The following is a 24,589-nucleotide window of genomic DNA, read 5'->3' as shown; positions in this document are numbered from 1 at the left end:
ACTCATGATGGAGGTACTTCATGAACGAATATCGCATCATTAACGATCGCGTCAATCAGGAGGCTCGTGCGTCGCAGGCGAAGCCTGAGGATGCGGCAGCCATACTCGAACTGCTCATTCAAACCGCAAAGTGGCTGAGAAGCAAAGGATCGCATCAATGGAGCGGATTGCTGGAGGGCAGAGATAATCATGACACAACAGGGTCGATTTCCCGCGGCAATGTTTTTATGTGCAAGCATGGCGAATTCCTAGCCGGTATCATGATCCTTCTTCCGGAGCCTAGCGAATGGGATCGGAGGTTATGGGGCGATGAGGGGCATGAAGGTGCGATTTACTTGCATCGGCTTGCCATCAGCCGCGATCATGCAGGCAAATCGCTCGGTCAGGATATGATGCGATGGGCAGAAGAAGGGATCCGATTCCAGGGTAAGGATCGGATCCGATTGGACTGTATCGCGGATAATCCGGTGTTGAACGACTTCTACAGCCGGATCGGTTACGAATTCAAGGGACAGGCTCCCGGCGGATTCAATCGGTTTGAAAAATTACTGTAATCGACAGCCCGTTTACGATGATGATTACGTCGTTGATGGGCTGTTTTCGTTGATCTTTGTATCAAGCTGCTACATCAACAGACGTAACAGGCGTATCACTTGCATGCAAAAGAAGATCGCCGCCTCCGGCTTTCATTCCAGGCGAAGGCAGGTTGATTTTTGAGAGAACTATTTCGGCGATACGGCGCGAATGACACGCACTTGCTTTCGCTGTACGCTCGATAACGGCTGAACATAGGCAAAGTTCCCCTTAGGAGCAGCGCCTTTAACGGCACCTGCCTTGAAAACACCTGCACCTGCAGGGGCGGCTACCCGCAAACCAAAAGTCGACAAAACGCTTGCTATCGGGGTACTGATCGAACGAGTGCCACTTCCGGCAAAGTTCAAAGCAGCCGCAAATCCCCCGCTCATCCATACAGAACCGGAATCGCCTGGAAGGGATATGTTATTCGGTCCTGCCAGTACGGTCTGATTGCGGAATTGCAAGAAGGCCCCGCCAAGCTCAGGGTACGGTCCGACGTTCACTTGCATACCGATACTTTCGACAGTACCGAAGACAAGGCCAGTTGTACGGCCTGATTTATAAAACCGGTTTCCGACAGCATAACTGTTCAAATTACCACGGGGCGTAATCAATTGGCCCGTTGTGCTGACCAAGTATCGCGGATTCAGAAGAGAGTTTGACAAAGGCTGTGCTATCGCGGCATCCATGAAGTTAGGACCGGTTAAATTAAACGGAACAAACTGCACGGACCTGCCGACTACATCATTATTCAGTTGGCCTCCATCCGCTGGTCCCGGTTGAAGAATCGTTGCGGAGAATTGGTTATCTTGAATAATAACGTGATTATTACTCAACATATACAATTGGTTATTCCTGATTACGATGAGACCGCAAGTCCCCGTAGACCCGCCAGTCCCTCTGAACCTGCCGATGCTTGTACCCCCTGGCACCGGGCGGATTCTACTGCGGAAAAACGCTGCGCGCACTCTCTTAGCCGGCGCCGACATACGTCGAGACATTTTTACTTTCGGTGGAGCTGATTCATGCGGTTTGAAGGGGCCGGATGAAATAAATCGAACTGGAATTTTTGATCCGATTGTCCTTCCGATACTTTTGTTAATTTCCGCAGTGACGATGTTCTTTTTCGTGTATACGATAATTGCCGCTCCACGGGAGGGTTTATCGGGATCCGCATACCCGACACCGATACCTCTAACCTCAGGCCTTCGAAGCATTGGGGAAAGCCTTCTGTTTTGTCTTAAAGCCTCATAAAAAGTCGCCATCAGCATTCTCCTTTATGGGGGATGCTATCAACATATGGCGAAGCTTCAACGTTGGACTCCTTTGTTAGCCTATCTTGACACGAAACCTATTGGTGTCATATTATTAATACGAAACCAAAAGGATGCATATTAAACATCCATGTAAGAAAAAATGATCTAGAGAGGAAGCGAATTCGTATGAATAATAATCAACAAACTTTACCTGACATTCGTCAGACCTTGATTCTCAAAGCGCCGATCCAGAAGGTATGGGATGCCGTCGCTACATCGGAGGGCATCGCGGCCTGGTTCATGCCCAACAATTTTCAACCGATTGATGGATATGAATTTATACTTGAAGCAGGACCGTTTGGTAGCTCTCCTTGTAAAGTAACGGAAATCAATCCGCCTCACCGGCTATCATTCAAGTGGGGCAAGGATTGGACCCTTTCCTTCGAATTAGTCGAGCTGGAAGGTCAAACCGAGTTCACGCTTATCCATTCAGGCTGGGATGTGGACAAGGTTACTGAATTCGGTGAATCCCATGAGCGGGTACGGGAGAGAATGTCGCAAGGCTGGGGCGGTCTGCAGAAATCCCTCGCGGCCTATGTCGAGGGGAATTAATGAATGCGTCGCCGCAAAAGCATGACGTGTTCCAAGCCATAGCTGATCCTACTCGACGGAGCCTATTGAAGCTGCTTGTGGATCAAGAAATGCCGGTTACTGTTATAAGCGGGCATTATCCGATGAGTCGGACAGCCGTATCCAAGCATCTTCGGGTATTGGCTGAAGCAGGTCTTGTGAAGGAACGGAAGGTCGGACGGGAGACGCGTTACAGACTTGATCCGGAGCCTCTCCAGGAGCTAAAACGATGGCTTTCCTATTATGAACGCTACTGGGAAAATAAGTTATCTGCGCTCCAAAGGTTTGTCGAGGATGACGACTCGAATCCGGGAATACGTGAACAAAGCCCCTAACCGAGAGGTTATGGGCTCTGCTCAAATCGCCTCCTTTTTGCAGTTTAGTTAATTACCCATTCTTTATCGATCCTTTTCTCATAGAATAAGGTGTGCATTGATCTCTTTTCCGGGACCTTCCAAGTGGAGGTCTCTTTTTTTGAGGGTGTGGACGTTCTTCCTTAATCAATTGAAAAAGGTGCATCCTGACTTCCGTATTCATGGCAGATACAACGACTTCAGATGCGCAACATTCCAGTACATCGGATTGCCGTTGGCATCAATAAACGTGATCGTCCCAGAGCTTACCTGTTGAATGAAACCGATCGTATGGCCGAGATCGAATACGGCCAGGTTACCCTCGATTCGCTTGCATTGCTCTTCAAACGTAGGCGGCAGCGGGCTGTTGTACGGCTTAACCGCAAGGGACATACGGTCTAGCGAATAGGGAACATGATGAACCGGATAAGGAATCAGCCATTTCATATGATGCAATGAGACATGAATTTGCTTGTATACTGGAGAGTGAAGAACCAAATAATCTTCCATGACGGCAGTTAGGTAGCCATGCATGGGAACATGTCCGCTAACATTCAATTCCAAGAACAGCCCCATTGCCTGATCGAGAATATCTTTCATCGAGATATTCTCGTTCTCGTATTCCATCGGCAGCTGCGGCGCCGTGCTTGTTTCCTCGTTATCGGACAAGTCGGCTTTGATTTGATGCACATGGACGCGGGGGATATAGAGATATCGTTCTTGGTGAAGAAGAACGATGATATCAGAACCCGCATCGACCAATTTTCCTGATAGCCTTACTTTTCCGGATAGATCAACGAAAACCTTCTTGCTTATTAAGGCCTGGAAATCCTTCAACTTAAATCCCTCCTATTAGAATAACCATGAAACCCAGTAGGACAAGAACACGAGGGTGAAGATGACGGTAATCGGCACGACAACAGCGGTTACCTTCAAATATTGTCCCCAGCTGATCTTAACGCCGCCTTTTCTAACGATATGCATCCACATTAAAGTAGCCAGGGTACCAATTGGCAGTAGAAGCGAACCAATATCGCTGCCGATGACGCTTGCCAAGTATGAAATTTTTAATGTGAGCGGCTCCAGCCCCATGCTCATTAAGGTAATCGTTCCTACCATTAATGCCGGGTGATTGTTGAATAAATTGGACAGTACGCTGATCACGACCCCCATCCAAACACTTGCATTCAGCAAGCTTCCTGACACAATCGGTTGGAGCACGTGAATGAGCCATTCGGTCAAACCGATGTTATTCAGTCCGTAGATGATGACATACATACTGAAGGCGAAGATAAGGATATACCACGGCGTTTTACGCAGCATATCGGCAGGGGATATTTTCAGATAATACCAACGCCATGCAAGCAGAAAGGACGAGCCGATGACAGCCATTAAGGAAACCGGAAAATGAATATAGGAGGCTACGAACAGACTCACGCGAACGGCGAAAACGAATATGAGAATATTGCGCATGAATTTGTTGCGGTTTTCCTTCAGCAGTTTTTCTTTTAACGGATGCCCGCCAGGTGCTAGATTCCAATGTGCGGCTTCAGGCAGTTTCTTCGGAAGCACCCGATAGAAGATTAGAAACAGAAGCGCCGCAAGAAGGATTAAACCTGAAGTCGCGGGGACGAACATCATGGCTGAGTGCATGTACAAATCCATATGAACGATTTTCAATGCGATTAGATTAACGATATTGCTTACTCCGATCGGGGCGCTGGATGCAGTGGCGATTAAAGCGCCGGATATTAGATAAGGTAATTTCTGATGGTTTTTCAGTCCCATATTTTTCAGCAGGAGCAGTAAAATCGGTGTTGTTATGAGAATACTGCCATCATTGTTCACGAAGAGTGTCATGAGAAAGCAGAATAGATTCGTGAGCCAGAAGAGCCGTATTCCCGATCCTTTCGCCTTCTTGGTCAGAATTTCGGCTGCCCAGCTGAAGAATCCGAAGCTTTCCAATACGATCGCCATGACGATGGTCGCCATGATCGTCACTGCTGCTCCGCCAATTGTTTCAGTTATTTTTTCCAAGTCCATCAGAGAAACACTGCCACTGAGGAGCACGAAGAACGCGCCGATTGTTGCCGGTATCGCTTCGTTAACGGTAGGACGCCAGAATATAAAGCCGATTGTTAAGAGGAAGGAGCATACGGTTACGATAACCATTAAATCGTGCATGATTAACCTCTTTTCCAGGATAGAAGTTAGCTTTCTATTTCTCTAGCTGCGGCTTTTTTCCGTTATTCTTGCTTATTCGTTCTCGCTACCTGACCATGATTTCCCCCTTCATATGGATTTAAGATGCGGTAATGTAATGTATATATACGTGTAGGACACATAGCTCGTACTGGTCAATATCCCTAAATCTATTAAATTCTGCTCCTATCATTCATTGGTATCTATCTGCTCATGATAGATGACGAGAATGGATATTCGCCTTGTTGTGGAACGAATTAAGGCAGCTATAGGGTCGATAATGGCAAAATTAGAACTAATAAACAAAATCCGATTGACATAATCGGAATAAGGTTTTATAGTAGGTTTAATTCTTAGAAATCATGTCTTCTGGATCACCAGGGACGAAGGAATTATGGAACTTATTCTGAATATCCAGTCGACCATTTGAATGGAGACACCGGTCATCGCAACCTTTGCGAAACCAGGTGTCTTTTTGTTTTTTTCTACGATGATTTGCGCTGGTTTTGAAAGGAGAAATATCGCGGATGGCAGTGAAACCCAATATTTTATTCATCTTATCTGATCAACACCGGTACGATTGTATCGGCTCCAGCAGGGATTATCCTGTGAAGACGCCGAATCTGGATCGCCTCGCCGATGATGGAATCCGGTTTACGAACGCCTACACGCCGATCCCTCTGTGCTGTCCCGCAAGGCAAAGCTTATTGAGCGGCGTTCGGCCGGAGAGCTTCGAGTCCTTCTGGAATGCGGATCTGGTTCCAAACAAAGAATTGGAGCCGACTGCTTACACATGGCCGAAGGAGCTTCGCGATTCCGGATATCGAACGGGTTATGTGGGAAAGTGGCACGTAAACCAGGACTATTCACCAGCCTTCTACGGCTTTGACGACTATGTGGGGGAGCATGATTACCGTCTGCACCGGCAGGAAGCCTATCCAGAGGCGGAATTTACGAATGGCTATATCGGAGAGGTTGATCGCGTGGCACTGCAGGATACAAGGACTCATTGGCTTGCAAGCCGGGCAGTAGAGCTGGTCGAGCAGTATACGGCCGAAGATAAGCCCTGGCATATTCGGCTTGATTTTCCCGAGCCTCATCTGCCCTGCCAGCCGCATCAATCGTACCTCGATCTCTATGAAGGGGAGGTCATACCGGAGTGGCGCAGCTTCTCGGAAACATTCCTCAACAAGCCTTATATCCAGAAGCAGCAGCTGCTGAATTGGCGAATCGAGGACTACACCTGGCAGGATTGGGAACCGATTGTCCGCCGGTATTATGCGATTATTAGTCAGATGGACGCGGCGATCGGCATGGTGCTCGACAAGCTGCGAGAACTCGGTATTGAGGACAACACGATCGTGGTCTATACCTCGGATCATGGAGATCTGTGCGGGGGCCATCGCATGATGGATAAACACTATATTTTGTACGACGACGTGGTTCGTGTTCCGTTCATCATGAAATATCCACGCTCGATCCATACCGGTCAGACAAGTGAGCAGTTTGTCTATAACCTGCTGGATTTGCCGCCGACGCTGCTGCAGCTGACCGGCTTGCCTGCGAAAGCATTCTTTCACGGCCAATCCTTGGTTCCCTTGTTCGAAGGCGATCCGCCTGAGGATTGGAGGACGGAAGTGATCTCGACCTATAACGGGCAGCAGTTCGGTTTGTTCAACCAACGCATGATACGCAGCAGCCATTGGAAGTACATCTGGAACCTGACTGATATTGATGAGCTGTATGATCTGCTGAATGATCCAGACGAGCTTACCAATGTAATCGGCGAGAAGGAGTACGAGGAGACATTATCAGAGCTTCGGCAGAAGCTGTACGCGGAGCTAAAGCAGCATCAGGATCCTTTCCTGCGCTTGGATTACTGGTTGAAGGGGCAGCTCTCTGAAGGCAGAAAGCTATCTGCCCGTGCTTAATGATCTACTGCAGCAGAAACATGCTATTTCGAAGATAATGAGCTTCAGAAAACGAAGCGTATGCTTACGAAGTAGTTTTCTTGCGATGATTAATCGAAGGAGTAAAGCTTCAGAAAACGAAGCGTATGCTTACGAAGTAGTTTTCTTGCGATGATTAATCGAAGGAGTAAAGCTTCAGAAAACGAAGCGTATGCTTACGAAGTAGTTTTCTTGCGATGATTAATCGAAGGAGTAAAGCTCCAGAAAACGAAGCGTATGCTTACGAAGTAGTTTTCTTGCGATGATTAATCGAAGGAGTATAGCTCCAGAAAACTTTAGGAGGAGAAAATATTGAAAAAAATCACGCCCTATTTGCTTGCAGTCTCACTCATGCTTGTTACCGTATTGACCGCTTGCGAATCGACTGGGGTGAACACGCCAGTCTCAGATTCGGAAGTGGTGAAGCCCGCAGATTCAGCTCAGCCCGCTGACCAGCCTGTTCAAGCGCAGGGGAATACGGCCGACTATAAGCAATCCCCTTTCTTGGACGGGAAGGGCCTTCCGCCGGTGCAGGACAGACTGCCGAAGGAACCGAAGCTGACCAATGAGCTCCCGAAGGACGCGTTGGACTACCAAATCGGTACGTATGGCGGCACCCTGCGCACGGTTCGCACTGACGTCATCTCCGACTCGGATCTCTTCATTATCGAGAATGAGCCGTTGGTTAACACGCCTGGCGTGCTGGGTGAAGAGATTACCCCCAATGTGGTGCAAAGCTATCAAGTCAGCGACGATCAGCAGGTATTCACGTTCATGCTGCGGGAGGGGCTGAGGTGGTCGGACGGCAAGCCTGTAACGATCGATGATGTGAAGTTCGCTGTTGAAGACGTTCTATTCAATAAGGAGCTGACCCCGACCCTCCCGTTATGGCTGGTCTCTTCCTCGGATGAGACGGGCAAACCGTTCACCTTCGAGGTTGTCGATGAGCATACATTTAAGATCAGCTTCGATAAGCCTTATGGAGGATTTCTGATCCAGCTGGCCGTTCAAGGATGGAAGGGCTATACCGATTTTCTAAAGCCCAAGCATTATCTGCAGCAGTTTCATGTGAAATATACCCCGCTGGCAGAGCTTGAGCCCCTCATTAAATCCGCCGGATTTCAGCCTGGAGAATGGGTGAATCTGTTTGTCTCCAAGGATGTGCTCAATAACGAGATTACGCAGCCCAAAGCGGTGGGCTTCCCGGTGCTCTCCCCCTATATCCAAGTGAAAGCGGGCGATGTGATCGAGTTTGAGCGGAACCCGTATTACTTTAAGGTGGATTCAGCGGGAAATCAGCTTCCCTACATCGATAAGCTCCAGAGCACACTCGTGCAAAACATCGAAATGGTGAATTTGAAAATATTAGCCGGAGAGGTCGATCACTCCTATGAGTTCATCTCGATTCCTAAAGTCCCACTGCTTAAGGAGAATGAACAGAAGGGCGGTTATAAGGTATATATCAACAATCTGCACCGGACAGCGAATGACATCCATTTGAATCTGACATACAACGATCCCGTATGGCGCAAAGTGGTGCGGGATGTAAGGTTCCGCGAGGCGCTGAATCTGGGCTTGGACAAGAACGAGATCGTGGATACGGTATTCTATGGATTCGCAAAGCCATCGGAGATTGAGAGCATCGAGCATAACGTGGAGAAGGCCAATCAAATCTTAGATGAAATTGGACTGAAGAAAGGTGCGGATGGCCTGCGGTTAGGTCCGGACGGAAATGTATTCACGATCCCGTTCGAAATATCTTCTGCGAACAGCGATTATATTGTATTGGCACAGCTGGTGGCGGAGCAATGGAAGCAGCTTGGGCTGGATGTGACGCTTAAGCAAATCGACGGCGCTCTGTGGACAACGCGCAATAAGGCGAATGAACTGAAAGCAACGATAGCCTTCACTCCCGGGCCCGTACAATGGGCGCGCACGGAATGGGGGCAGAATACATGGGCTCCGTTGTGGGATCAATGGTGGAATTCCGGCGGCAAGCTGGGTGAAGAACCGCCGCAGGAGGCGAAGGATTTATTCCAGGCTATCTTCGCTCTGCGTGAACTTTCGCTGGAGGAAGCGCTTGTGAAACGGAATGACATCCGTACGAAGATCGGCGATCAATACTGGTATTTCATTCATAGCGAGGACATCGCCGCACCGGTAGCTGTCAATGCCCGAATCGGCAATATTAGCGATAAAGGCTGGGGAATTGCCCAGAATTTTGCCGGAGAACAATGGTTCTTTAACAAGTAACCGGACTTACCGGACAAAAAAGGATGACACCGGATGCTTCGTTACATCTGTAATCGGCTGCTACAATTAATACCAATTCTATTCGCCATTAGCCTTATTGTCTTTATAATCATTCAACTGCCTCCGGGTGATTTCTTAACGACGTATGTGGAGCAGCTCCGTTTGACCGGAACGGAGGTTGCGGACAGCACCATTGCGAATCTGAAGGCGCAGTATGGACTGGATCAGCCGCTGTATGCCCAATACCTGCTGTGGATGAAGAATATGATCCTGCATGGGGATCTGGGAACATCGATTCAGTGGAACATGCCGGTTTCCGAAGTCATCGGCGACCGGCTGATGCTGACGATCATCATCTCGCTCATCTCGCTCATTGTCGTATGGGCGATCGCAATCCCAATTGGAATTTATTCCGCGACGCATCAATATTCCTTCGGGGACTACTTCTTCTCTTTCATTGGCTTTATTGGCCTGGCTGTCCCCGGCTTTCTGATTGCGCTCATTCTCGTGTATATCGTCTTTACCCAAACGGGCGTTTCCATTACAGGGCTGTTCTCCCCGGAGTATCAGGGGGCGCCGTGGAGCTGGGATAAGGTATGGAACATGCTGCCGAGGCTCGCGATACCCGTTGTTATTATCGGGATGTCCGGAACGGCCGGTCTGATTCGCATTACACGCGGCATGCTGCTTGACGAGCTTTCGAAGCAGTACGTGATTACGGCCCGTGCGAAAGGAGTAGCGGAGCAGAAGCTGCTGTTCAAATATCCCGTACGCATGGCGATCAACCCGCTCATCAGCACTATCGGCTGGACGCTGCCAGCATTAATCTCAGGCGAGGCGATCGTGTCGATCGTATTAAATTTGCCGACGACCGGTCCTGTGCTGCTCAAAGCGCTCATGGTTCAGGATATGTATCTGGCAGGCAGCTTCCTGCTTATATTGAGCGTGTTGACTGTATGTGGCACTTTGATATCCGATATTTTGCTCGCCGCACTTGATCCTCGCATCCGGTTTGGAGGGGTGAACCGATGAGCTCGGTCATGAGCAGAATGAGGCGAGGCATCCGGCACGGCCTTATTCGCCGAAAGTCACACGAACCCCGAATGGACACAAAGGAGGTTTACGAGGCCGCTTCCCAGTGGCGGCTGATATGGTGGAAGTTTAAGAAGCATAAGCTGGCCATGATTGCAGTTCCCGTACTACTGCTGCTCTATCTTATGGCGGCATTATGCGACTTTATTAGTCCGACTCTTCCGGTAACCCGGTTCGCGGATTATAAGAATGCGCCGCCTCAGAAGATCCGCTTCATCGATGAAAGCGGGTTCCATCTTCAACCGTTCGTCTATGATATGAAGCAGCAAACCGATAAGGAGACATTCCGAAGGAGCTTCACGACGGATACGACCAAGAAGTATCCGATTCAATTGTTCGTTAAGGGAGAGCCGTATAAGCTGCTAGGGCTATTTCAAACAGATGTGCATTTATTCGGTAATGAACAAGCGCAAGCGCCGATCTTCCTGATGGGGACAGATTCGCTCGGCCGTGATTTATTTACCCGAATCCTGTACGGGGCGCGTATTTCGCTTTCGTTTGGCTTGGTTGGCATCCTGTTAACGCTCGTACTTGGACTCCTAATGGGCGGTATATCCGGGTATTTGGGCGGGTTCGTCGATTCATCCATCCAGAGGCTGATCGATCTGTTGGTTTGCATCCCGACCATTCCCTTGTGGATGGCGCTTGCCGCCGCCTTACCGCGAAGCTGGACCCCGCTGCAGCTCTACTTCGGGATGATCGTCATCTTCTCCGTTATTGATTGGACCGGTCTGGCACGTGTAGTCCGGGGGAAGGTATTGGCTCTTCGGGAGGAGGATTTCACAATGGCGGCCAGACTCTCCGGCGCGAGTGATATGCGCATTATAACGAAGCACCTGCTTCCGTCGTTCTCGAGTTACATTATCGTCAGCACATCGCTGGCGATTCCGTCCACGATCCTCGGCGAGACCGCGCTCAGCTTCCTCGGACTGGGACTTCAGCCCCCGGCTGTGAGCTGGGGGGTACTGCTCCAGGATGCGCAGAATTTGCAAACGTTAGCCTACCAGCCATGGTTATTATGGCCAGCGGCTTTTCTCGTCGTCACAGTCCTGATGTTCAATTTCTTGGGTGATGGGCTGCGCGACGCAGCTGATCCCTATAAGTGAGGTGAATTCGCATGAGCGAAGAGCATGAAGTCCTTCTGCAAATCAAACAGCTGAAAACACACTTTCACTTGGATGAAGGGATCCTGAAGGCGGTTGATGGCATCGATCTGACGATCAAAAAGAAGCGAACCTTGGGTATCGTCGGTGAAAGCGGCTGCGGCAAAAGCGTCACGTCGCAAGCAATCCTGCGCCTCGTGCCGGAATTCGCCAAGCTGGAAGGGGAGCTGCTGCTTCATCGCACAAAGGGGAATCAGAAGGGGGAGCAAGTGGATCTGGCTCAGCTACCGCTAAGGAGCAAGGCGCTTCGCGAAATTCGCGGCGGGGAGATTGCAATGATCTTTCAGGAGCCGATGAAAGCCTTCTCGCCGATTCATACGATTGGCAATCAGCTAATGGAATCCATCCTGCTGCATCAGAGTGACAACCGCAAAGAGGCCAGACACATCGCCTTAGGTACGCTCCGAAAGGTCGGGATGTCCAATCCGGAGCAGCGCTTGAATGAATATCCGCATCAGTTATCAGGTGGAATGCGGCAGAGAGCGATGATCGCCATGGCCGTCTCCAGCAATCCCTCCCTGCTCATTGCCGATGAACCCACGACCGCATTGGATGTTACGGTACAAGCGCAGGTGTTGGATTTGCTTAATGAACTCAAAGAAACGGTAGGTACTTCGATCGTCTTCATTACACATGACTTGGGAGTAATTGCAGAGATGTCGGATGAAGTCGCTGTTATGTATCTGGGTAAGGTTGTGGAATACACGGATGTCGACACGTTGTTCCACGGCGCCCAGCACCCCTATACGGAAGCGCTGCTTGGCTCCATTCCTTCAATCTCCCGGTCAGGGGCAAGGTTGGACACGATCGAGGGGACGGTGCCGTTCCCGATGAATTTGCCAAGCGGCTGCGGATTCTATTCACGCTGCAAGAAAGCGGTGGACGGTGTGTGCAACGTGGCCGACATCCCGCTAGTGGAGGTTAGCGAGGGCCATTATGTGAGATGTCTATTGGCGGGACAATGAGAATCCGGGAACAACAGCGATCGGAAGAACATTCTGCCTGCGCAGCTGCTTTTAGTTGTTTGTATAGAGCGAATTCAAATTATAATTTCAGGAGTGATTCCATGGATAGCGGCAAGCGGATCCTGGAGGTCCGGTCATTACGCAAGCATTTTCCAATCCAACGAGGATTCTTCCAAAAGACTGTCGGACAGGTTAAAGCGGTCGATGATATCCATCTGCATATCGATGAGGGCGAGACATTCGGGCTGGTAGGGGAATCGGGCTGCGGCAAATCGACGCTCGGCCGTGCTATTCTGCGTGCAATCGAACCGTCATCGGGCTCCGTGCGATTCAAGAATCGCAGCGGGGGAATCGTCGAGGTAACGGAATTGGACCCCAAAGAGCTGCGTGCTCTGCGTAAAGACATGCAGCTGGTCTTTCAAGATCCCTATTCCTCGTTAAATCCGCGCATGACGGTGCTGAACATTGTGGGGGAGCCGCTGCTGTGCAACCAGATCGCCAAAGGAGATCAATTGCGTGAGCGCGTGAAGCAGCTCATGGAGATGGTCGGGCTCGACAGCAGACATCTGGAGCGATACCCGCATGCCTTCAGCGGAGGACAGCGGCAGCGAATCGGAATCGCGCGCGCTCTGGCGACCGAGCCCCGGTTCCTTGTCTGCGATGAAGCCGTTTCTGCACTCGACGTGTCGGTGCAAGCTCAAATCTTAAATTTGCTGAAGGAACTGCAAGAGCGATTCAAATTAAGCTATTTATTCATTTCTCATGATCTTGGCGTTATCCGCCACATCTCGGACCGAGTCGGCGTCATGTATGTCGGCAAATTGGTGGAAACGGCTCATACGGAGGCGTTATTTACCCGTCCGATGCATCCTTATACGGAAGTATTGATGGCCGCCAAGCCGATACCGGATCCCCGTAAGAAGAAGAGAAAGGCCGTTCTGCCTGGAGAGATTGCGAATCCGGCTAAGCCGCCGGAAGGCTGTTATTTTCATCCTAGATGCCCATACGCAGCACCCGTCTGCAGCGAGAAAGCACCACCATGGACCGAAGTGGAGGAAGGGCATTATGCAGCCTGTCATTTTGCCGGACAATTAGATTTGCAGGGGGCAGGCGCTTCATGACGAATGTGCTAAGTTCAGTCTCGTTACTGTTAACTTTGTTCATCTTCATCTTTCTCTTCTTCTATTGGTTTGCCAATCGGCTGGTAAGAACGGTAATCGGACGTAAACACGAAGCGTTGGAACGCATTCATCTTACCGGCGATGTTCCAACCGGGTGGACCGAGCGCTACAGGCGCCGGCTGCAGGAGCTGGAGCTGCAAGGAGCAGAACCGGCCCGCTGCGAGAAAGTAAAACGAAAGGCCGAGCGAGCGGTCAAGATGAAATTAAGACGGCTGGAGAAGTATACGAGAAGGTCGGGTCTTATACGCGACGAGGACATACGTGAAGTACTGCTTGAAGATCTGGAAGCCCTGCGTAACGGCTGGATGGAATTACCGATGCCACCCGAGAGGCATTTGCAGCCATAATGTTTCAGAAAGGTTATATAGAAGTCTGGTGCATTACAGGTCCAGGCTTCTTTGTTTTTTCGATTTCCATAATAAAGTTATCATAAAGGTATTGAAAATATTAGGTTTAATATATATATTGTATATATTATAACAAGAAACCTGGTGAAGTGATGAATTCAATAAACCGTGTGCCGCTGTACAAGAAGATTCAAGATTATGTACGCGAGTTGATTCAATCCGAGAACCTTGCTGCCGGAGACCGAATTCCTACAGAGAGGGAGCTGATGGAGAGGTTCCATGTCAGCAAAATCACCGTCGTTAACGCCTTGTCGGCTCTTGCTGCTGAGAATGTGATATCACGCGTCCGGGGGAGGGGCAGCTTTGTCGGGAGTCTTCCGGAGGAACCGCCCGCCGATAAGTATGACCTCGTGATGGATACGGAGAAAATCACTATCAATGAGTCTGCGAATGATTCGCAAAAGAGCCCGTGATAGGAAAGGCCGGCAACCGCATGATAGGCGTGATCCTCCCCTTTATTCATGATTACTTCGCCATCCGGTTAATTCACGGGATTCAACGAGCAATTAGGGAACATGGCTATAGGAGCATGATCATGCTGTCGGAGGGACGAGTAGAGAAGGAGAAGGAAGCGATCCAATCGATGAAGGATGTCGGGGCGGAAGGGCTCCTTATATTCCCGGTCGATGACCAGCAATACAACGAAGAGATTCTGAGCATGAAGCTTAGTCATTTTCCATTCGTCTTGATCGACCGTTATTTGCCTGGTGTGGAGACGAATTATATCGCTTCGGATGGGAAGCTCGGGATTGCAAAGGCGGTCGAGCATCTATGGCAGCTTGGGCACCGGGAAATCGCGATTTGTTCCGATTCGCCTCTTCAAACCGTTACCGTACAAGAACGGCTTGAAGGCTATATGGAAGCGCTTAAGGAGAAAGGGGCTCTTATTAATCCGGCCCATATGATTACGGGCTTCCGGCTCGATAATGTGAAGGATTCATTGACGCATCCGTTGTACCGGTATATTCGGAACCGGATGGCTACGGCTTATATTACGCTTAATGGTGAGCTTGGCGTCCATATTTATCAGATGGCCGAACGTGCAGGGCTCAAGGTGCCAGAGGATTTGTCTATCGTGACCTTCGACGATCCGACTTCCATTGTAGAAGAGTTCAGCATCTTTACGCACATTAAACAATTCGAGCAGGATATCGGATATAAGGCGGTTAAAAGGCTGCTTGAAGTGATTGATGGACGGAGAGAGAACGCGAGAGCGGGTTTCAGTAAAATGCTGCTGGAACCGGAGCTTGTCATCTGCCGCACCACAGGCCCGTATTTGAGCTGACGTCCCGCTCTTCTGTGCATCGGATTAGCCATACAGGATCCCTAACATATTTTTGTTTAGAAATATATATATTAGGGTATTAAATCAAGCGGACATTAGTATATTTTATATTGACATATTAAATATATAATATTATATTATATTTGTGATGATACATGTTCCACTCACTTCACTTTTGAAGCACCCGTAAACATTCGAAGAGGGGGTTTTGGACATGGTCCGAAATCGAAGCGAAGAGCGAACTGGTTTTCAAGAAAGTGGTCCTTACCATCCTTCTTATGATTTGCAGGCCGACTTTGTCATGGTTTACGGTATCGACGATAAGATGCCTCAGCGCATTCAGCAGTGGCGTGAGCACGGATATATTGTACATTTGATGACCGGAGTCGCTTGGGGACAGTATCAAAGCTATTTGAATGGGGATGTTGATGGTCGCCGTCATTGGGATGAAGCCCAGACTGATCGAAGCGGAGAACGCATCATTCATGGCGTTACACCAGATATTCCATATATGGTTCCGACCATTTCGTATACGAATTTCTTGGCTAGCCGAATCCGCCTTGCAGTCGATGCCGGTGTGGAAGCGATTCACCTGGAGGAGCCTGAGTTTTGGGTGAATGGGGGATATTCCGAAGCGTTTAAGCGGGAATGGAGATTGTATTACGGGGAGACGTGGATACCGCCGCACTCAACGCCTGATGCGCAGTATCGCGCCTCTAAATTGAAAGCGTTTTTATACACGCGCAGCTTGGACCGATTGTGCAGTGAGATGAAGGATTATGCGTTGACGGCGTATGGACGGGATTTGAGGTTCTACGTACCGACGCACAGTCTAATCAACTACACCCAGTGGAGAATTGTAAGTCCGGAATCGCGGCTGATCGAGCTGCCATCCGTGGACGGCTATATCGCTCAGATTTGGACGGGAACGGCTAGAACCCCGAATGTCTATCAAGGCGTTCGACAAGAACGGACCTTTGAGACAGCCTACCTCGAATATGGCATTATGCAGGAGCTCGTAAGAGGAACGGGCAGCAGAATGTGGTTCTTGCACGACCCGATCGAAGACAATCCGAATTATACATGGTCGGATTACCGGGTGAATTACATCCGGACCGTTACGGCTTCACTGCTGCACCCGGCCGTTTCGCATTATGAAGTGGCTCCATGGCCGAGACGGATTTTTCAAGGGAAATATCCTTCCGACGAGGATAGCGGAAGTCGGATCAACATTCCGCAAGATTATGCAACAACGCTTCTGAACGTGATGCATACGCTCGGCAATATGGAGCAGGACCATGTAATTATGGAAGACTCAACGGAGCACATCGGCATTCTGCTTGCAGATTCTGCGATGTTCCAGCGTATGAAGATCGGCGAAGCTGAGAATGTTGTCCAGAGCAAGTATGACGGAACGGATTCCTCGGCACTGGCGTCTGAAGACGATCAGGAGCTGCTTGATTTCTCGCCTTTCTACGGTTTGGCATTGCCGCTGCTCAAGCATGGCATTCCCGTGCGCCCGGTACAGCTGGACAATGTCCGCAGATTCGCTCATTACCTGAAGGATTATCGCGTCCTGCTGCTCAGCTACGAATATATGAAGCCTGAATATCCGGATCTCCATTATGCGTTGGTTGGATGGATCCGTGACGGTGGAGCGTTGGTTTATGTCGGGGATGATTCAGATCCGTATCATACGGTCCGCGCTTGGTGGAATGAAGGGGATATGAAGTATTCCTCGGCACGCGTGCATTTGTTCGAGCAGCTGGGCTTGGCTGGTGAGGGGGCTGGCGTGTATCGGGCCGGCAAAGGCGTGGTTAGCTACTTAGCCCAATCGCCCGATAGCTGTGCAAGCTCCGTGGAAGGCGCAGACGCTTTGCGGCAAATCGTGATCGAAACGCTTGAGCTGCTCGGCGACCCGGATTACCGCTGGCTGCCAAAGCATTATTATCAGATGCGCAGAGGACCTTATCTCATCGCATCGGTATTGACGGAATCGATCGCGGATACACCGCTTCAAGTTACCGGACCGGTGATTGATCTGTTCGATCCAACGTTATCGATCTCGCAGGACATTCAGGTTCATCCTGGGGAGCAAGCGTTCTTATACGATATAGAGGCGGGCCGTCCGCCATCCGGCGAAGTCGCATGTATAGCGGCATCCTCACGGATCGAGTCCTTGACCGTTAGCGAGTCAGGCTTCTCCTTTGGAGTCAAGGGCCCTGAAGGGATGCCTGCGGTTGCGCGGTTGTATTCCCCTCATGAGCCGGTAGCGGCAGAGCTTTCAATCAATGGTCTGATTGAAGCTATTCCCTATGAATGGGACGAGGCGACAGGAACGGTTCTATTGAATTACCGGCACATTAGCGGCGCTGATGTCGTCGTCAATGTGAAATGGACGTTGTGAGCGTCATTAAGATGTTAGGAATGATTTCATTTTTGCGCTGAAGAAGGAGACCCCTTATGCCATACGAAACTGTGAAGCCGGAGCAGCTGAAGACACTGCTTAAGAAGCTTGAGGAACACATCTATAAGCCGCTTGAAGATTTGAAGGTTACCGCATGGGTAACGAAGGAGCCGGTAAGCTACGAAGAGCGTTTGACAGGTCAGAAGATTGAGCTTGCAGCCGGAGATCGCTGGGGCCAACTATGGGATTGCGCCTGGTTCCATTTTGCGGGCAAAGTGCCGGACACAGCGAAGGGCGCGAAAGTCGTATTGTTAATCGATGTGAATGGCGAAGTATGTCTCGTCGATAACGAAGGGACGCCGGTACAAGGGTTGACGAACATTAACTCCGAGTTCGATTACGAGCTGGGACTGCCGGGCAAACGGGTTGTTCACATAAGCGCATCGTCGGCCGGAGGCGAAACCATCGATCTGTGGGGAGACGCAGGCTGCAACGATTTGTTTGGCCGATACCGCAGCGGTACGCTGAAGGAAGCTGTCATTGCGATCTGCCGTGAAGAAGTAAGGCAGCTGTACTATGACGCAGAGGTGCTGCTTGAAACTGCGGAGCGGCTGCCGGCTGGTTCGGCGCGCAAGGAACGCATACTGAAGGTATTGTACGATGTTTCGTTGAATTTGACGGAAATTACGGATGATCGAGTCGCAGAAGCGCGGCGTCTGCTCGGCGAGCAGCTAGCCAAGCAGGGCGGCGATCCCGTTCTTACCGTCAGCGCCGTCGGTCACGCGCATATCGACCTTGCTTGGCTCTGGCCGATCAGGGAGACCATTCGCAAGGGGGCGCGGACATTCTCGACAGCGCTGCGCATGATGGAACGCTACCCGGATTACGTATTCGGAGCCAGTCAGCCTCAGCTGTACGATTGGATGAAGCAGCATTATCCGAAGCTGTATGATCAGGTTAAGGAACGTGTGAAGGAAGGCCGCTGGGAGCCGCAAGGTGCGATGTGGGTCGAGTCGGATACGAATGTGCCAAGCGGAGAATCGCTTGTCCGCCAGGTGCTCTATGGAAAGCGGTATTTCCAGCAGGAATTCGGGATGGAGATGAAGTCGCTCTGGATGCCGGACGTGTTCGGTTACACCGCGAGCTTGCCGCAAATTCTGAAGAAATCCGGCGTGGATTACATGATGACGCAGAAGCTGTCCTGGAGCGTGTATAACAAATTCCCGCATCATACGTTCATGTGGGAAGGCATTGACGGCTCGAAGGTGCTGACGCATATGCCGCCGGAGGATACGTATAACAGCCCTGCGGCACCGCGATCCATTGCGAAGGCGGAAGCCGAATATCTAGACAAGAATGTGTCAGACAAATGCCTCGTCCTGTTCGGGATAGGCGACGGTGGCGGCGGTCCGGGTGAAGAACATCTGGAGCGGCTCGCCCGCGAGAAAAATCTGCTCGGCTTAAGCCCTGTTGTACAGGAGCCGTCATCGGCCTTCTTCGATAAGTTAAACGAAGGCTTGGACCGTTATCAGTCCTGGCGCGGCGAGCTGTACCTGGAGAAGCACCAAGGCACCCTGACGAGTCAGGGACGGAGCAAGCGGTTTAACCGCAAGCTGGAGAAGGCCCTCCGTGAACTGGAATTTGCGGCGACGCTGGCAGGTATTTACGTAACTGACCGTGACGGTAAAGATGCACAGTATCCTGCTGGCGAGCTGGAAGAGATCTGGAAGGAAGTGCTGCTGTATCAGTTCCATGACATTCTTCCGGGGTCGTCCATCAAGCGAGTATACGATGAATCGCTGGAGCGATACGCCATTCTTGAGGAGCGGGTCGAGCAGATCATTGCGGATATGTATGGCTCATTGGCAGCTCAGCTGACAGTTCCAGGACAGGCGGAGTCACCGGTTGCTATCTTCAACTCCTTGTCGTGGGAACGTGATGAGTGGTTGAAGGCCGGCGGAAAATGGATGCGCGTTCGTGTGCCGTCGATGGGTTATGCTGCAGCGTCCAGTCATGCATTGTCGAATATGGAAGCGGCTGCTGCTGTGGAGACGGCAGAAGCGGACGCAGCCTTCGCCGAGCTTCGGTCATCGGCCACAGAACGCAGCATGGAGAATGGCCTTCTGCGCGTAGTATTCGGAGATGATGGTTCGATCATCTCGATCTTCGACAAGGAGCATCAACGCGAGGTTGTTGAACAGGGAGCAAGTGCAAACGCGCTGCGTATCTATCATGACGAAGGCGATGCATGGGATTTCCGCCAGGACTACCGCCAGACCGGCGGGATGAAGCTCAATCTTATGGAAACGCGTGAATACACGGACGGCCCGACAACAGGTCTCATTCATACCTATCAGTTCGGTGAATCCACCTTGACGCAGAAAGTGATCATGACCCAAGGCAGCCGGAGAATCGACTTTGAAACCTCGGTGGACTGGAAAGAGTCGGGCAAAATGCTTCGTACTTCATTCCCGGTAGATGTACGGTCCGAATCGGTAAGCTGCGAAATTCAATTCGGCTACCTGAAACGGCCAACGCACCGGAATACGATGTGGGATTACGCCAAAGACGAAATATGCGCCCATCACTGGGTTGATCTGTCTGATCCGGATTATGGCGTCGCACTGCTGAATGACAGCAAATACGGTCATCGCGCGGAGAGCAATGTGCTCGATTTGAACCTGCTGCGCAGCCCGTCGTACCCTGACCCGGAAGCGGACCGCGCGGAGCATACCTTCACGTACTCGCTCTACCCGCACAAGGGTAATCACGTACAGGCGGAGATCTACAAACGGGGCTATGAGTTGAATGTCCCTCTACGGACGGTCTCGATTGCGGCGAATGCGGCGAAGAATGAAGATAAGGGTAAACTGGCGGCATTGCAGTCGTATCTGCAGGTCAGCCATCCGAATGTGATGATCGAAGCGGTTAAACAAGCGGAGGATAGCGATGATGTGATCGTCCGATTGTATGAAACGGCAGGGGCGCATGCCAGAACGAAGGTGCAAACCGGATTTGATCTCTCTGAGGCGTGGTTAACGGATCTTATGGAAGACACGATTGAGCAGCTGGAGTTAACGGATGGAAGCGTGGAAATCGCGTTTACACCGTTCGAAATCCAAACACTGCGGCTTCGGGTGAATCGATAGAAGACGCTTGATTTCTCTGTTCAACGAAATGACAAACTAGATTCTACAGGTGGATAGGCTTATGCTTTCGAAGGAAGTTATGCCCCATATTTGCTCCTTCGAAAGCGAATATCCACAAAACTTTTAGGAGGTTGGATGTATGACAGGATCCCCGCTGCGGAAGCGTCTGTGGCAGCATAAAGCATTCTATTTGTTCTTGCTGCCTGGGGTTGTCTGGTTTTTCATCTTTTCTTACGTCCCGCTGTACGGTGTTCAGGTGGCCTTCCGAGACTTTACGTTCTCTGGGGGCATCACCGGAAGCCCATGGGCCGGATGGAAATATTTCGAGCAATTCTTCAGCTATTATCAGTCGACGGATATTATCCGCAATACGATTATCATCAGCTTAATGAAGCTGCTAATCGGTTTTCCGATGCCAATCATTCTTGCCATACTGCTTAATGAAGTGACGAAGGTTAAATTTAAGAAAACTGTGCAAACGCTTTCGTATCTCCCTCATTTCGTATCTTGGATCGTAGTCGTTACCTTAATGCAGCGTCTGCTTACGCCTGCTGGCGGTCCGGTAAACGAAATACTGGGTTGGTTTGGGGTCGAGCCCATCCAATTCTTGAATAACACGACGTGGTTTTACCAAATTATTGTCGGTTCGGATATTTGGAAAGGCATCGGATGGAGCTCCATTATCTACATGGCCGCAATCGCGGGCGTGGATCAGCAGCTCTATGAAGCAGCCAAGATCGATGGCGCAGGCAGGTTCAGGCAGATCTGGCACGTTACGCTGCCGGGTATCCGCAACATTGCTGTCATTCTGTTCATTCTATCGACCGGCAGCCTGATGAGCGCTGGATTCGAGCAGCTGCTGCTCCTGAATGGACCGGCAACGGCCGCTATCGGCAGTGTCTTGGATGTTCATGTTATCAACTCCGGTTTAAGCCAAGGGCGTCTAAGCTACGCGGCAGCGGTCGGATTATTCCAAAGTCTCATTGCATTAATTCTGATCGTGACCGTCAACCGAATCGCTAAAAAAGTCAGCGATGTATCTCTTTTCTAAGGAAGTGATGCGATGAAACGCTCGTTCTCTCTATTCTCAATCATCAATTATGCCGTGCTCGCACTAGTCGGCTTTACGATGGTATATCCCTTCATCTACATTCTGGCTTATTCCTTGAATGACGGGAAGGATTCCATGATGGGTGCCATCTATTTCCTTCCGCGTAAATTCACATTGGAGAACTATGCCGAGGTATTTGAAAACGCGAAAATTTGGCAGGCCTACAAGATAACGCTGCTGAGGACGGTTGTAGGCACGATACTGCACGTGCTGCTATGTACAATGATGGCCTATGCGCTTGCTCGGAAGTCGCTTCCAGGAAGAAACTTCTTCGCATTCTATATCTTTCTTCCAACAATCTTCAGCGCAGGCTTCATCCCGTATTTCATTACACTCAAGCAGCTTGGCTTGATCAATAACTTCTGGGTTTATGTGATTCCGTTCTTGTTTAACTTCATGCACATTGTTATTATCCGCACGTTCCTGCAAGGGATTCCCGAGGAGCTGGAGGAATCGGCCAAGATTGACGGCTACGGCGATTTTCAAATCTTCTTTAAGATTATCCTGCCGTTGTCAGGTCCAGTACTTGCTACGATCTCCTTGTTCATCGGCGTTACGCATTGGAATGACTGGTTTTCGGGCACATACTACGTGTCGAATAAGAATTTGATTCCTGTACAGACGCTGCTGCAAGAATTGCTGACTGAAGCGGAGGCCCTGTCTTCCTCCATGCAGCGGGCGGCGCAAAGCGGCGGACAGACCATCAATACGAGTGCAGCCGGAGCGACGCCGGAATCGATGCGAATGGCGCTCTTGGTCATCACGGTTTTCCCAATCTTATGCGTGTATCCGTTCTTGCAGCGCTACTTCGTCAAGGGCGTTATGATTGGATCGGTAAAAGGATAATAGCTCTATGTTCGAGCTTTATCATATAAATCAGGATCAACGGGAGGGGTTAGCATGGCTAAGAAAGGACTCAAAATCGCTTCGATTTTGCTTGCCGCCACGCTTCTGAGCGGTTCGCTCTACGGCTGCAGCAACAACGGCAATTCGTCTAACGGAGGATCGTCCGGTAACGGTGGCGATGGCAAAGACAAGGTGGTTACGCTTAAGGTACTTCACAACTGGAACGGATCAACTGGCGCGGATGTCGATATGACTCCTATAAGCAAAGTGATCGAAGAGAAGACTGGTGTGAGGGTGGAATGGGAGTATACGAAGGGCAGCGAGGTTGAGAAGGTCAATCAGATCTTCACGACCGAAGAGCTTCCGGATATTTACACCGGCCCGGCTTGGGGCGGCGAGCTTGATGTCATTATCAAAGCGGCTAAGGAAGACCAGCTGGTCGATCTATCCGACAAGCTGGACAAATATCCGAACCTCGCGAAGCTGGTAGCCGAAGAGAACGTTCCTCCGGCACTATACGAGAAAGCCATTAACGCTTATGACGGCAAGAAATACCTGCTTCTGCAGAACCAGCCTGCAACCGACAAAGACGGAACTGACTGGCTGTACGGCTTCTATGTTCGCAAGGACATCGCGGAGCAAGTAGGTGTCGATCCGCAATCCGTTAAGACGAAGGATGACTTGTATAACCTGTTCAAAAAAATCAAGGATGCCAACCTGAAAGCTAACGGTCTTCCCGTTATCCCGTTCGGCGGCTTCCATAACGGCTGGGCTGTCGGAATCGGCAACTCGATGTTCTACCCGACCGACTACCTAGATAAAGGCGACGGCACCCTGGAACACGTCTTCTTCAATAAAGCCTATGAAGACTATACGTTGTACTACCGCAAGCTGATCTCTGAAGGTCTGCTGGATAACGAAGCTTTCACCCAGACAGATCCAATCGCGAACGAGAAAATCAAGCAAGGCCGCGTCGCTGTTCTGGCAGCGCATTACCCAGCCATTCTGGACGCTTCGAAGGATTATGTTAAAGCGAACCCGGGCAGCGATTATGTACCGGTTGGTCCTCTGGAACGCGCAGGAGCCGCAGCTGACCGCCCGGCAGATCTGAATATTCAAGGCAACAACGTAACCGTCATTCCGAAGAAATCGAAGAATGTTGATGCAGCGCTTAAACTGCTTGATTTCCTTGCATCTGACGAAGGATTCCTGCTTACGCGCTATGGCGTTGAAGGCGTCCATTGGGAAATGAAGGACGGCAAGCCGGCTGCGAAGCAAGAGTATTTCGATAAGTTCACTGCAGATACGTCAGGAAAGGTACGCAAGAACGAAGGCATTAGCATTGGCTTCGAATCGATCGCTGGACGCGACCAAATGAATTCGCTTGGCAGCGGCGATATCTGGGCCGATCAAGAGCGTAATGCTGCGATGGACAATGCGAGAAAAATTCTCCGTCCGAACGGTACGGCAATCATCTCCGCCTTTAATCCAGGCGATGTCATAGCCAAATCACCTCAGTGGGAGATGCTGAAGCCTTCGATGGATAAAATTGGCGATGCTTGGAAAGAGGCGGTTTATGCCAAATCTGACGATGCAGCCATGAAGATCATCAATGAATTGCGTGATCAAATTAACAAAACGGGTTACCCGGATGCGATTCAATTCGTGAATGCGGAGCTGAAAGGGAAAGAAGTCGTTAAATTCGGCATGCCGAACTAATTCATTTCTTGTAAAGAAGGGAGAGCCGTCAAGAACAGGCTCTCC

General features: G+C 50.3%; 18 protein-coding genes and 1 pseudogene. 16 read left to right on the top strand and 3 right to left on the bottom strand.

From position 1 onward, the window contains the following. Nucleotides 1-20 precede the first annotated feature (20 nt). On the top strand, nt 21-554 hold the full coding sequence (locus NNL21_RS15225) for a GNAT family N-acetyltransferase (protein WP_204818128.1): 534 nt from the start codon (nt 21-23) through the stop codon (nt 552-554). Nucleotides 555-722: 168 nt separating this feature from the next. Here the strand turns inward: NNL21_RS15225 and NNL21_RS15220 are convergent, their stop codons facing one another. Further along, on the bottom strand, nt 723-1,415 hold the full coding sequence (locus tag NNL21_RS15220) for a chymotrypsin family serine protease (protein ID WP_256555265.1): 693 nt from the start codon (nt 1,413-1,415) through the stop codon (nt 723-725). Nucleotides 1,416-2,018: 603 nt separating this feature from the next. Between NNL21_RS15220 and NNL21_RS15215 the strand changes: the two genes are divergently transcribed. Then, nucleotides 2,019-2,444, top strand: a complete 426-nt coding sequence (locus NNL21_RS15215) for an SRPBCC family protein (protein ID WP_204818126.1) — start codon at nt 2,019-2,021, stop codon at nt 2,442-2,444. Then, nucleotides 2,444-2,797: an ArsR/SmtB family transcription factor gene (locus NNL21_RS15210; protein ID WP_204818125.1), complete on the top strand. Its 354-nt coding sequence runs from the start codon at nt 2,444-2,446 to the stop codon at nt 2,795-2,797. Before NNL21_RS15215 ends, NNL21_RS15210 begins: the two co-directional genes overlap by 1 nt. 198 nt (nt 2,798-2,995) lie before the next feature. Here the strand turns inward: NNL21_RS15210 and NNL21_RS15205 are convergent, their stop codons facing one another. Next, the gene (locus NNL21_RS15205; protein ID WP_204818124.1) at nt 2,996-3,652 is read right to left on the bottom strand and encodes a YwrJ family protein; all 657 of its coding nucleotides are present in this window, start codon (nt 3,650-3,652) and stop codon (nt 2,996-2,998) included. A 15-nt stretch (nt 3,653-3,667) separates the two neighbouring features. Next, nucleotides 3,668-4,999, bottom strand: coding sequence for an arsenic transporter (locus NNL21_RS15200; RefSeq protein WP_204818123.1), 1,332 nt, complete (start codon nt 4,997-4,999; stop codon nt 3,668-3,670). A 545-nt stretch (nt 5,000-5,544) separates the two neighbouring features. Between NNL21_RS15200 and NNL21_RS15195 the strand changes: the two genes are divergently transcribed. The 13 genes and pseudogenes from NNL21_RS15195 (at nt 5,545) to NNL21_RS15135 (ending at nt 24,544) form a co-directional block, all read left to right on the top strand. After that, nucleotides 5,545-6,948 carry a sulfatase family protein gene (locus NNL21_RS15195; protein ID WP_204818122.1) on the top strand — a complete coding sequence of 468 codons (1,404 nt, stop codon included), beginning with the start codon at nt 5,545-5,547 and terminating at the stop codon, nt 6,946-6,948. 330 nt (nt 6,949-7,278) lie between these two features. Next, on the top strand, nt 7,279-9,219 hold the full coding sequence (locus tag NNL21_RS15190; protein WP_204818121.1) for an ABC transporter substrate-binding protein: 1,941 nt from the start codon (nt 7,279-7,281) through the stop codon (nt 9,217-9,219). A 33-nt stretch (nt 9,220-9,252) separates the two neighbouring features. Further along, entirely contained in the window at nt 9,253-10,251 is a 999-nt protein-coding gene (locus tag NNL21_RS15185; protein ID WP_204818120.1) for an ABC transporter permease, read from the top strand. Next, on the top strand, nt 10,248-11,417 hold the full coding sequence (locus NNL21_RS15180) for an ABC transporter permease (RefSeq protein ID WP_204818119.1): 1,170 nt from the start codon (nt 10,248-10,250) through the stop codon (nt 11,415-11,417). Before NNL21_RS15185 ends, NNL21_RS15180 begins: the two co-directional genes overlap by 4 nt. 11 nt (nt 11,418-11,428) lie before the next feature. After that, nucleotides 11,429-12,439 carry an ABC transporter ATP-binding protein gene (locus tag NNL21_RS15175; RefSeq protein WP_204818118.1) on the top strand — a complete coding sequence of 337 codons (1,011 nt, stop codon included), beginning with the start codon at nt 11,429-11,431 and terminating at the stop codon, nt 12,437-12,439. Nucleotides 12,440-12,540: 101 nt separating this feature from the next. Beyond that, nucleotides 12,541-13,560 (top strand): ABC transporter ATP-binding protein, encoded by a 1,020-nt coding sequence (locus NNL21_RS15170; protein ID WP_204818117.1) that lies wholly within the window; start codon nt 12,541-12,543, stop codon nt 13,558-13,560. Continuing rightward, complete coding sequence (locus tag NNL21_RS15165; RefSeq protein ID WP_204818116.1) at nt 13,557-13,967, top strand: hypothetical protein; 411 nt, start codon at nt 13,557-13,559, stop codon at nt 13,965-13,967. The genes NNL21_RS15170 and NNL21_RS15165 overlap by 4 nt, the downstream gene beginning before the upstream one ends. 152 nt (nt 13,968-14,119) lie before the next feature. Further along, nucleotides 14,120-15,312: pseudogene (locus NNL21_RS15160) on the top strand (GntR family transcriptional regulator). Nucleotides 15,313-15,526: 214 nt separating this feature from the next. Continuing rightward, complete coding sequence (locus NNL21_RS15155; protein WP_204818115.1) at nt 15,527-17,719, top strand: hypothetical protein; 2,193 nt, start codon at nt 15,527-15,529, stop codon at nt 17,717-17,719. A gap of 56 nt (nt 17,720-17,775) precedes the next feature. After that, nucleotides 17,776-20,868, top strand: a complete 3,093-nt coding sequence (locus NNL21_RS15150) for an alpha-mannosidase (RefSeq protein ID WP_204818114.1) — start codon at nt 17,776-17,778, stop codon at nt 20,866-20,868. Between the two features lie 139 nt (nt 20,869-21,007). Then, nucleotides 21,008-21,919 (top strand): ABC transporter permease, encoded by a 912-nt coding sequence (locus NNL21_RS15145; protein ID WP_204818113.1) that lies wholly within the window; start codon nt 21,008-21,010, stop codon nt 21,917-21,919. 12 nt (nt 21,920-21,931) lie between these two features. Further along, nucleotides 21,932-22,825, top strand: a complete 894-nt coding sequence (locus NNL21_RS15140; protein ID WP_204818112.1) for a carbohydrate ABC transporter permease — start codon at nt 21,932-21,934, stop codon at nt 22,823-22,825. 54 nt (nt 22,826-22,879) lie between these two features. Next, nucleotides 22,880-24,544: an extracellular solute-binding protein gene (locus NNL21_RS15135; RefSeq protein ID WP_204818111.1), complete on the top strand. Its 1,665-nt coding sequence runs from the start codon at nt 22,880-22,882 to the stop codon at nt 24,542-24,544. Nucleotides 24,545-24,589 lie beyond the last annotated feature (45 nt).

Source organism: Paenibacillus mendelii (assembly GCF_024498075.1).
Lineage (GTDB): Bacteria > Bacillota > Bacilli > Paenibacillales > Paenibacillaceae > Paenibacillus_Z > Paenibacillus_Z mendelii.
Note: the sequence above shows the minus strand (reverse complement) of the source record. Positions and strands in the feature narration are given on the sequence as shown.

What these genes read in the sequence shown, in the direction of transcription:
- NNL21_RS15180 (WP_204818119.1), top strand. Translation starts at nt 10,248, where the DNA reads ATGAGCTCGGTCATGAGCAGAATGAGGCGAGGCATCCGGCACGGCCTT.
- NNL21_RS15185 (WP_204818120.1), top strand. Translation starts at nt 9,253, where the DNA reads ATGCTTCGTTACATCTGTAATCGGCTGCTACAATTAATACCAATTCTA.
- NNL21_RS15200 (WP_204818123.1), bottom strand. Translation starts at nt 4,999, where the DNA reads ATGCACGATTTAATGGTTATCGTAACCGTATGCTCCTTCCTCTTAACA.
- NNL21_RS15210 (WP_204818125.1), top strand. Translation starts at nt 2,444, where the DNA reads ATGAATGCGTCGCCGCAAAAGCATGACGTGTTCCAAGCCATAGCTGAT.
- NNL21_RS15225 (WP_204818128.1), top strand. Translation starts at nt 21, where the DNA reads ATGAACGAATATCGCATCATTAACGATCGCGTCAATCAGGAGGCTCGT.
- NNL21_RS15150 (WP_204818114.1), top strand. Translation starts at nt 17,776, where the DNA reads ATGCCATACGAAACTGTGAAGCCGGAGCAGCTGAAGACACTGCTTAAG.
- NNL21_RS15165 (WP_204818116.1), top strand. Translation starts at nt 13,557, where the DNA reads ATGACGAATGTGCTAAGTTCAGTCTCGTTACTGTTAACTTTGTTCATC.
- NNL21_RS15145 (WP_204818113.1), top strand. Translation starts at nt 21,008, where the DNA reads ATGACAGGATCCCCGCTGCGGAAGCGTCTGTGGCAGCATAAAGCATTC.
- NNL21_RS15155 (WP_204818115.1), top strand. Translation starts at nt 15,527, where the DNA reads ATGGTCCGAAATCGAAGCGAAGAGCGAACTGGTTTTCAAGAAAGTGGT.
- NNL21_RS15140 (WP_204818112.1), top strand. Translation starts at nt 21,932, where the DNA reads ATGAAACGCTCGTTCTCTCTATTCTCAATCATCAATTATGCCGTGCTC.
- NNL21_RS15175 (WP_204818118.1), top strand. Translation starts at nt 11,429, where the DNA reads ATGAGCGAAGAGCATGAAGTCCTTCTGCAAATCAAACAGCTGAAAACA.
- NNL21_RS15195 (WP_204818122.1), top strand. Translation starts at nt 5,545, where the DNA reads ATGGCAGTGAAACCCAATATTTTATTCATCTTATCTGATCAACACCGG.
- NNL21_RS15170 (WP_204818117.1), top strand. Translation starts at nt 12,541, where the DNA reads ATGGATAGCGGCAAGCGGATCCTGGAGGTCCGGTCATTACGCAAGCAT.
- NNL21_RS15135 (WP_204818111.1), top strand. Translation starts at nt 22,880, where the DNA reads ATGGCTAAGAAAGGACTCAAAATCGCTTCGATTTTGCTTGCCGCCACG.
- NNL21_RS15215 (WP_204818126.1), top strand. Translation starts at nt 2,019, where the DNA reads ATGAATAATAATCAACAAACTTTACCTGACATTCGTCAGACCTTGATT.
- NNL21_RS15220 (WP_256555265.1), bottom strand. Translation starts at nt 1,415, where the DNA reads ATGTTGAGTAATAATCACGTTATTATTCAAGATAACCAATTCTCCGCA.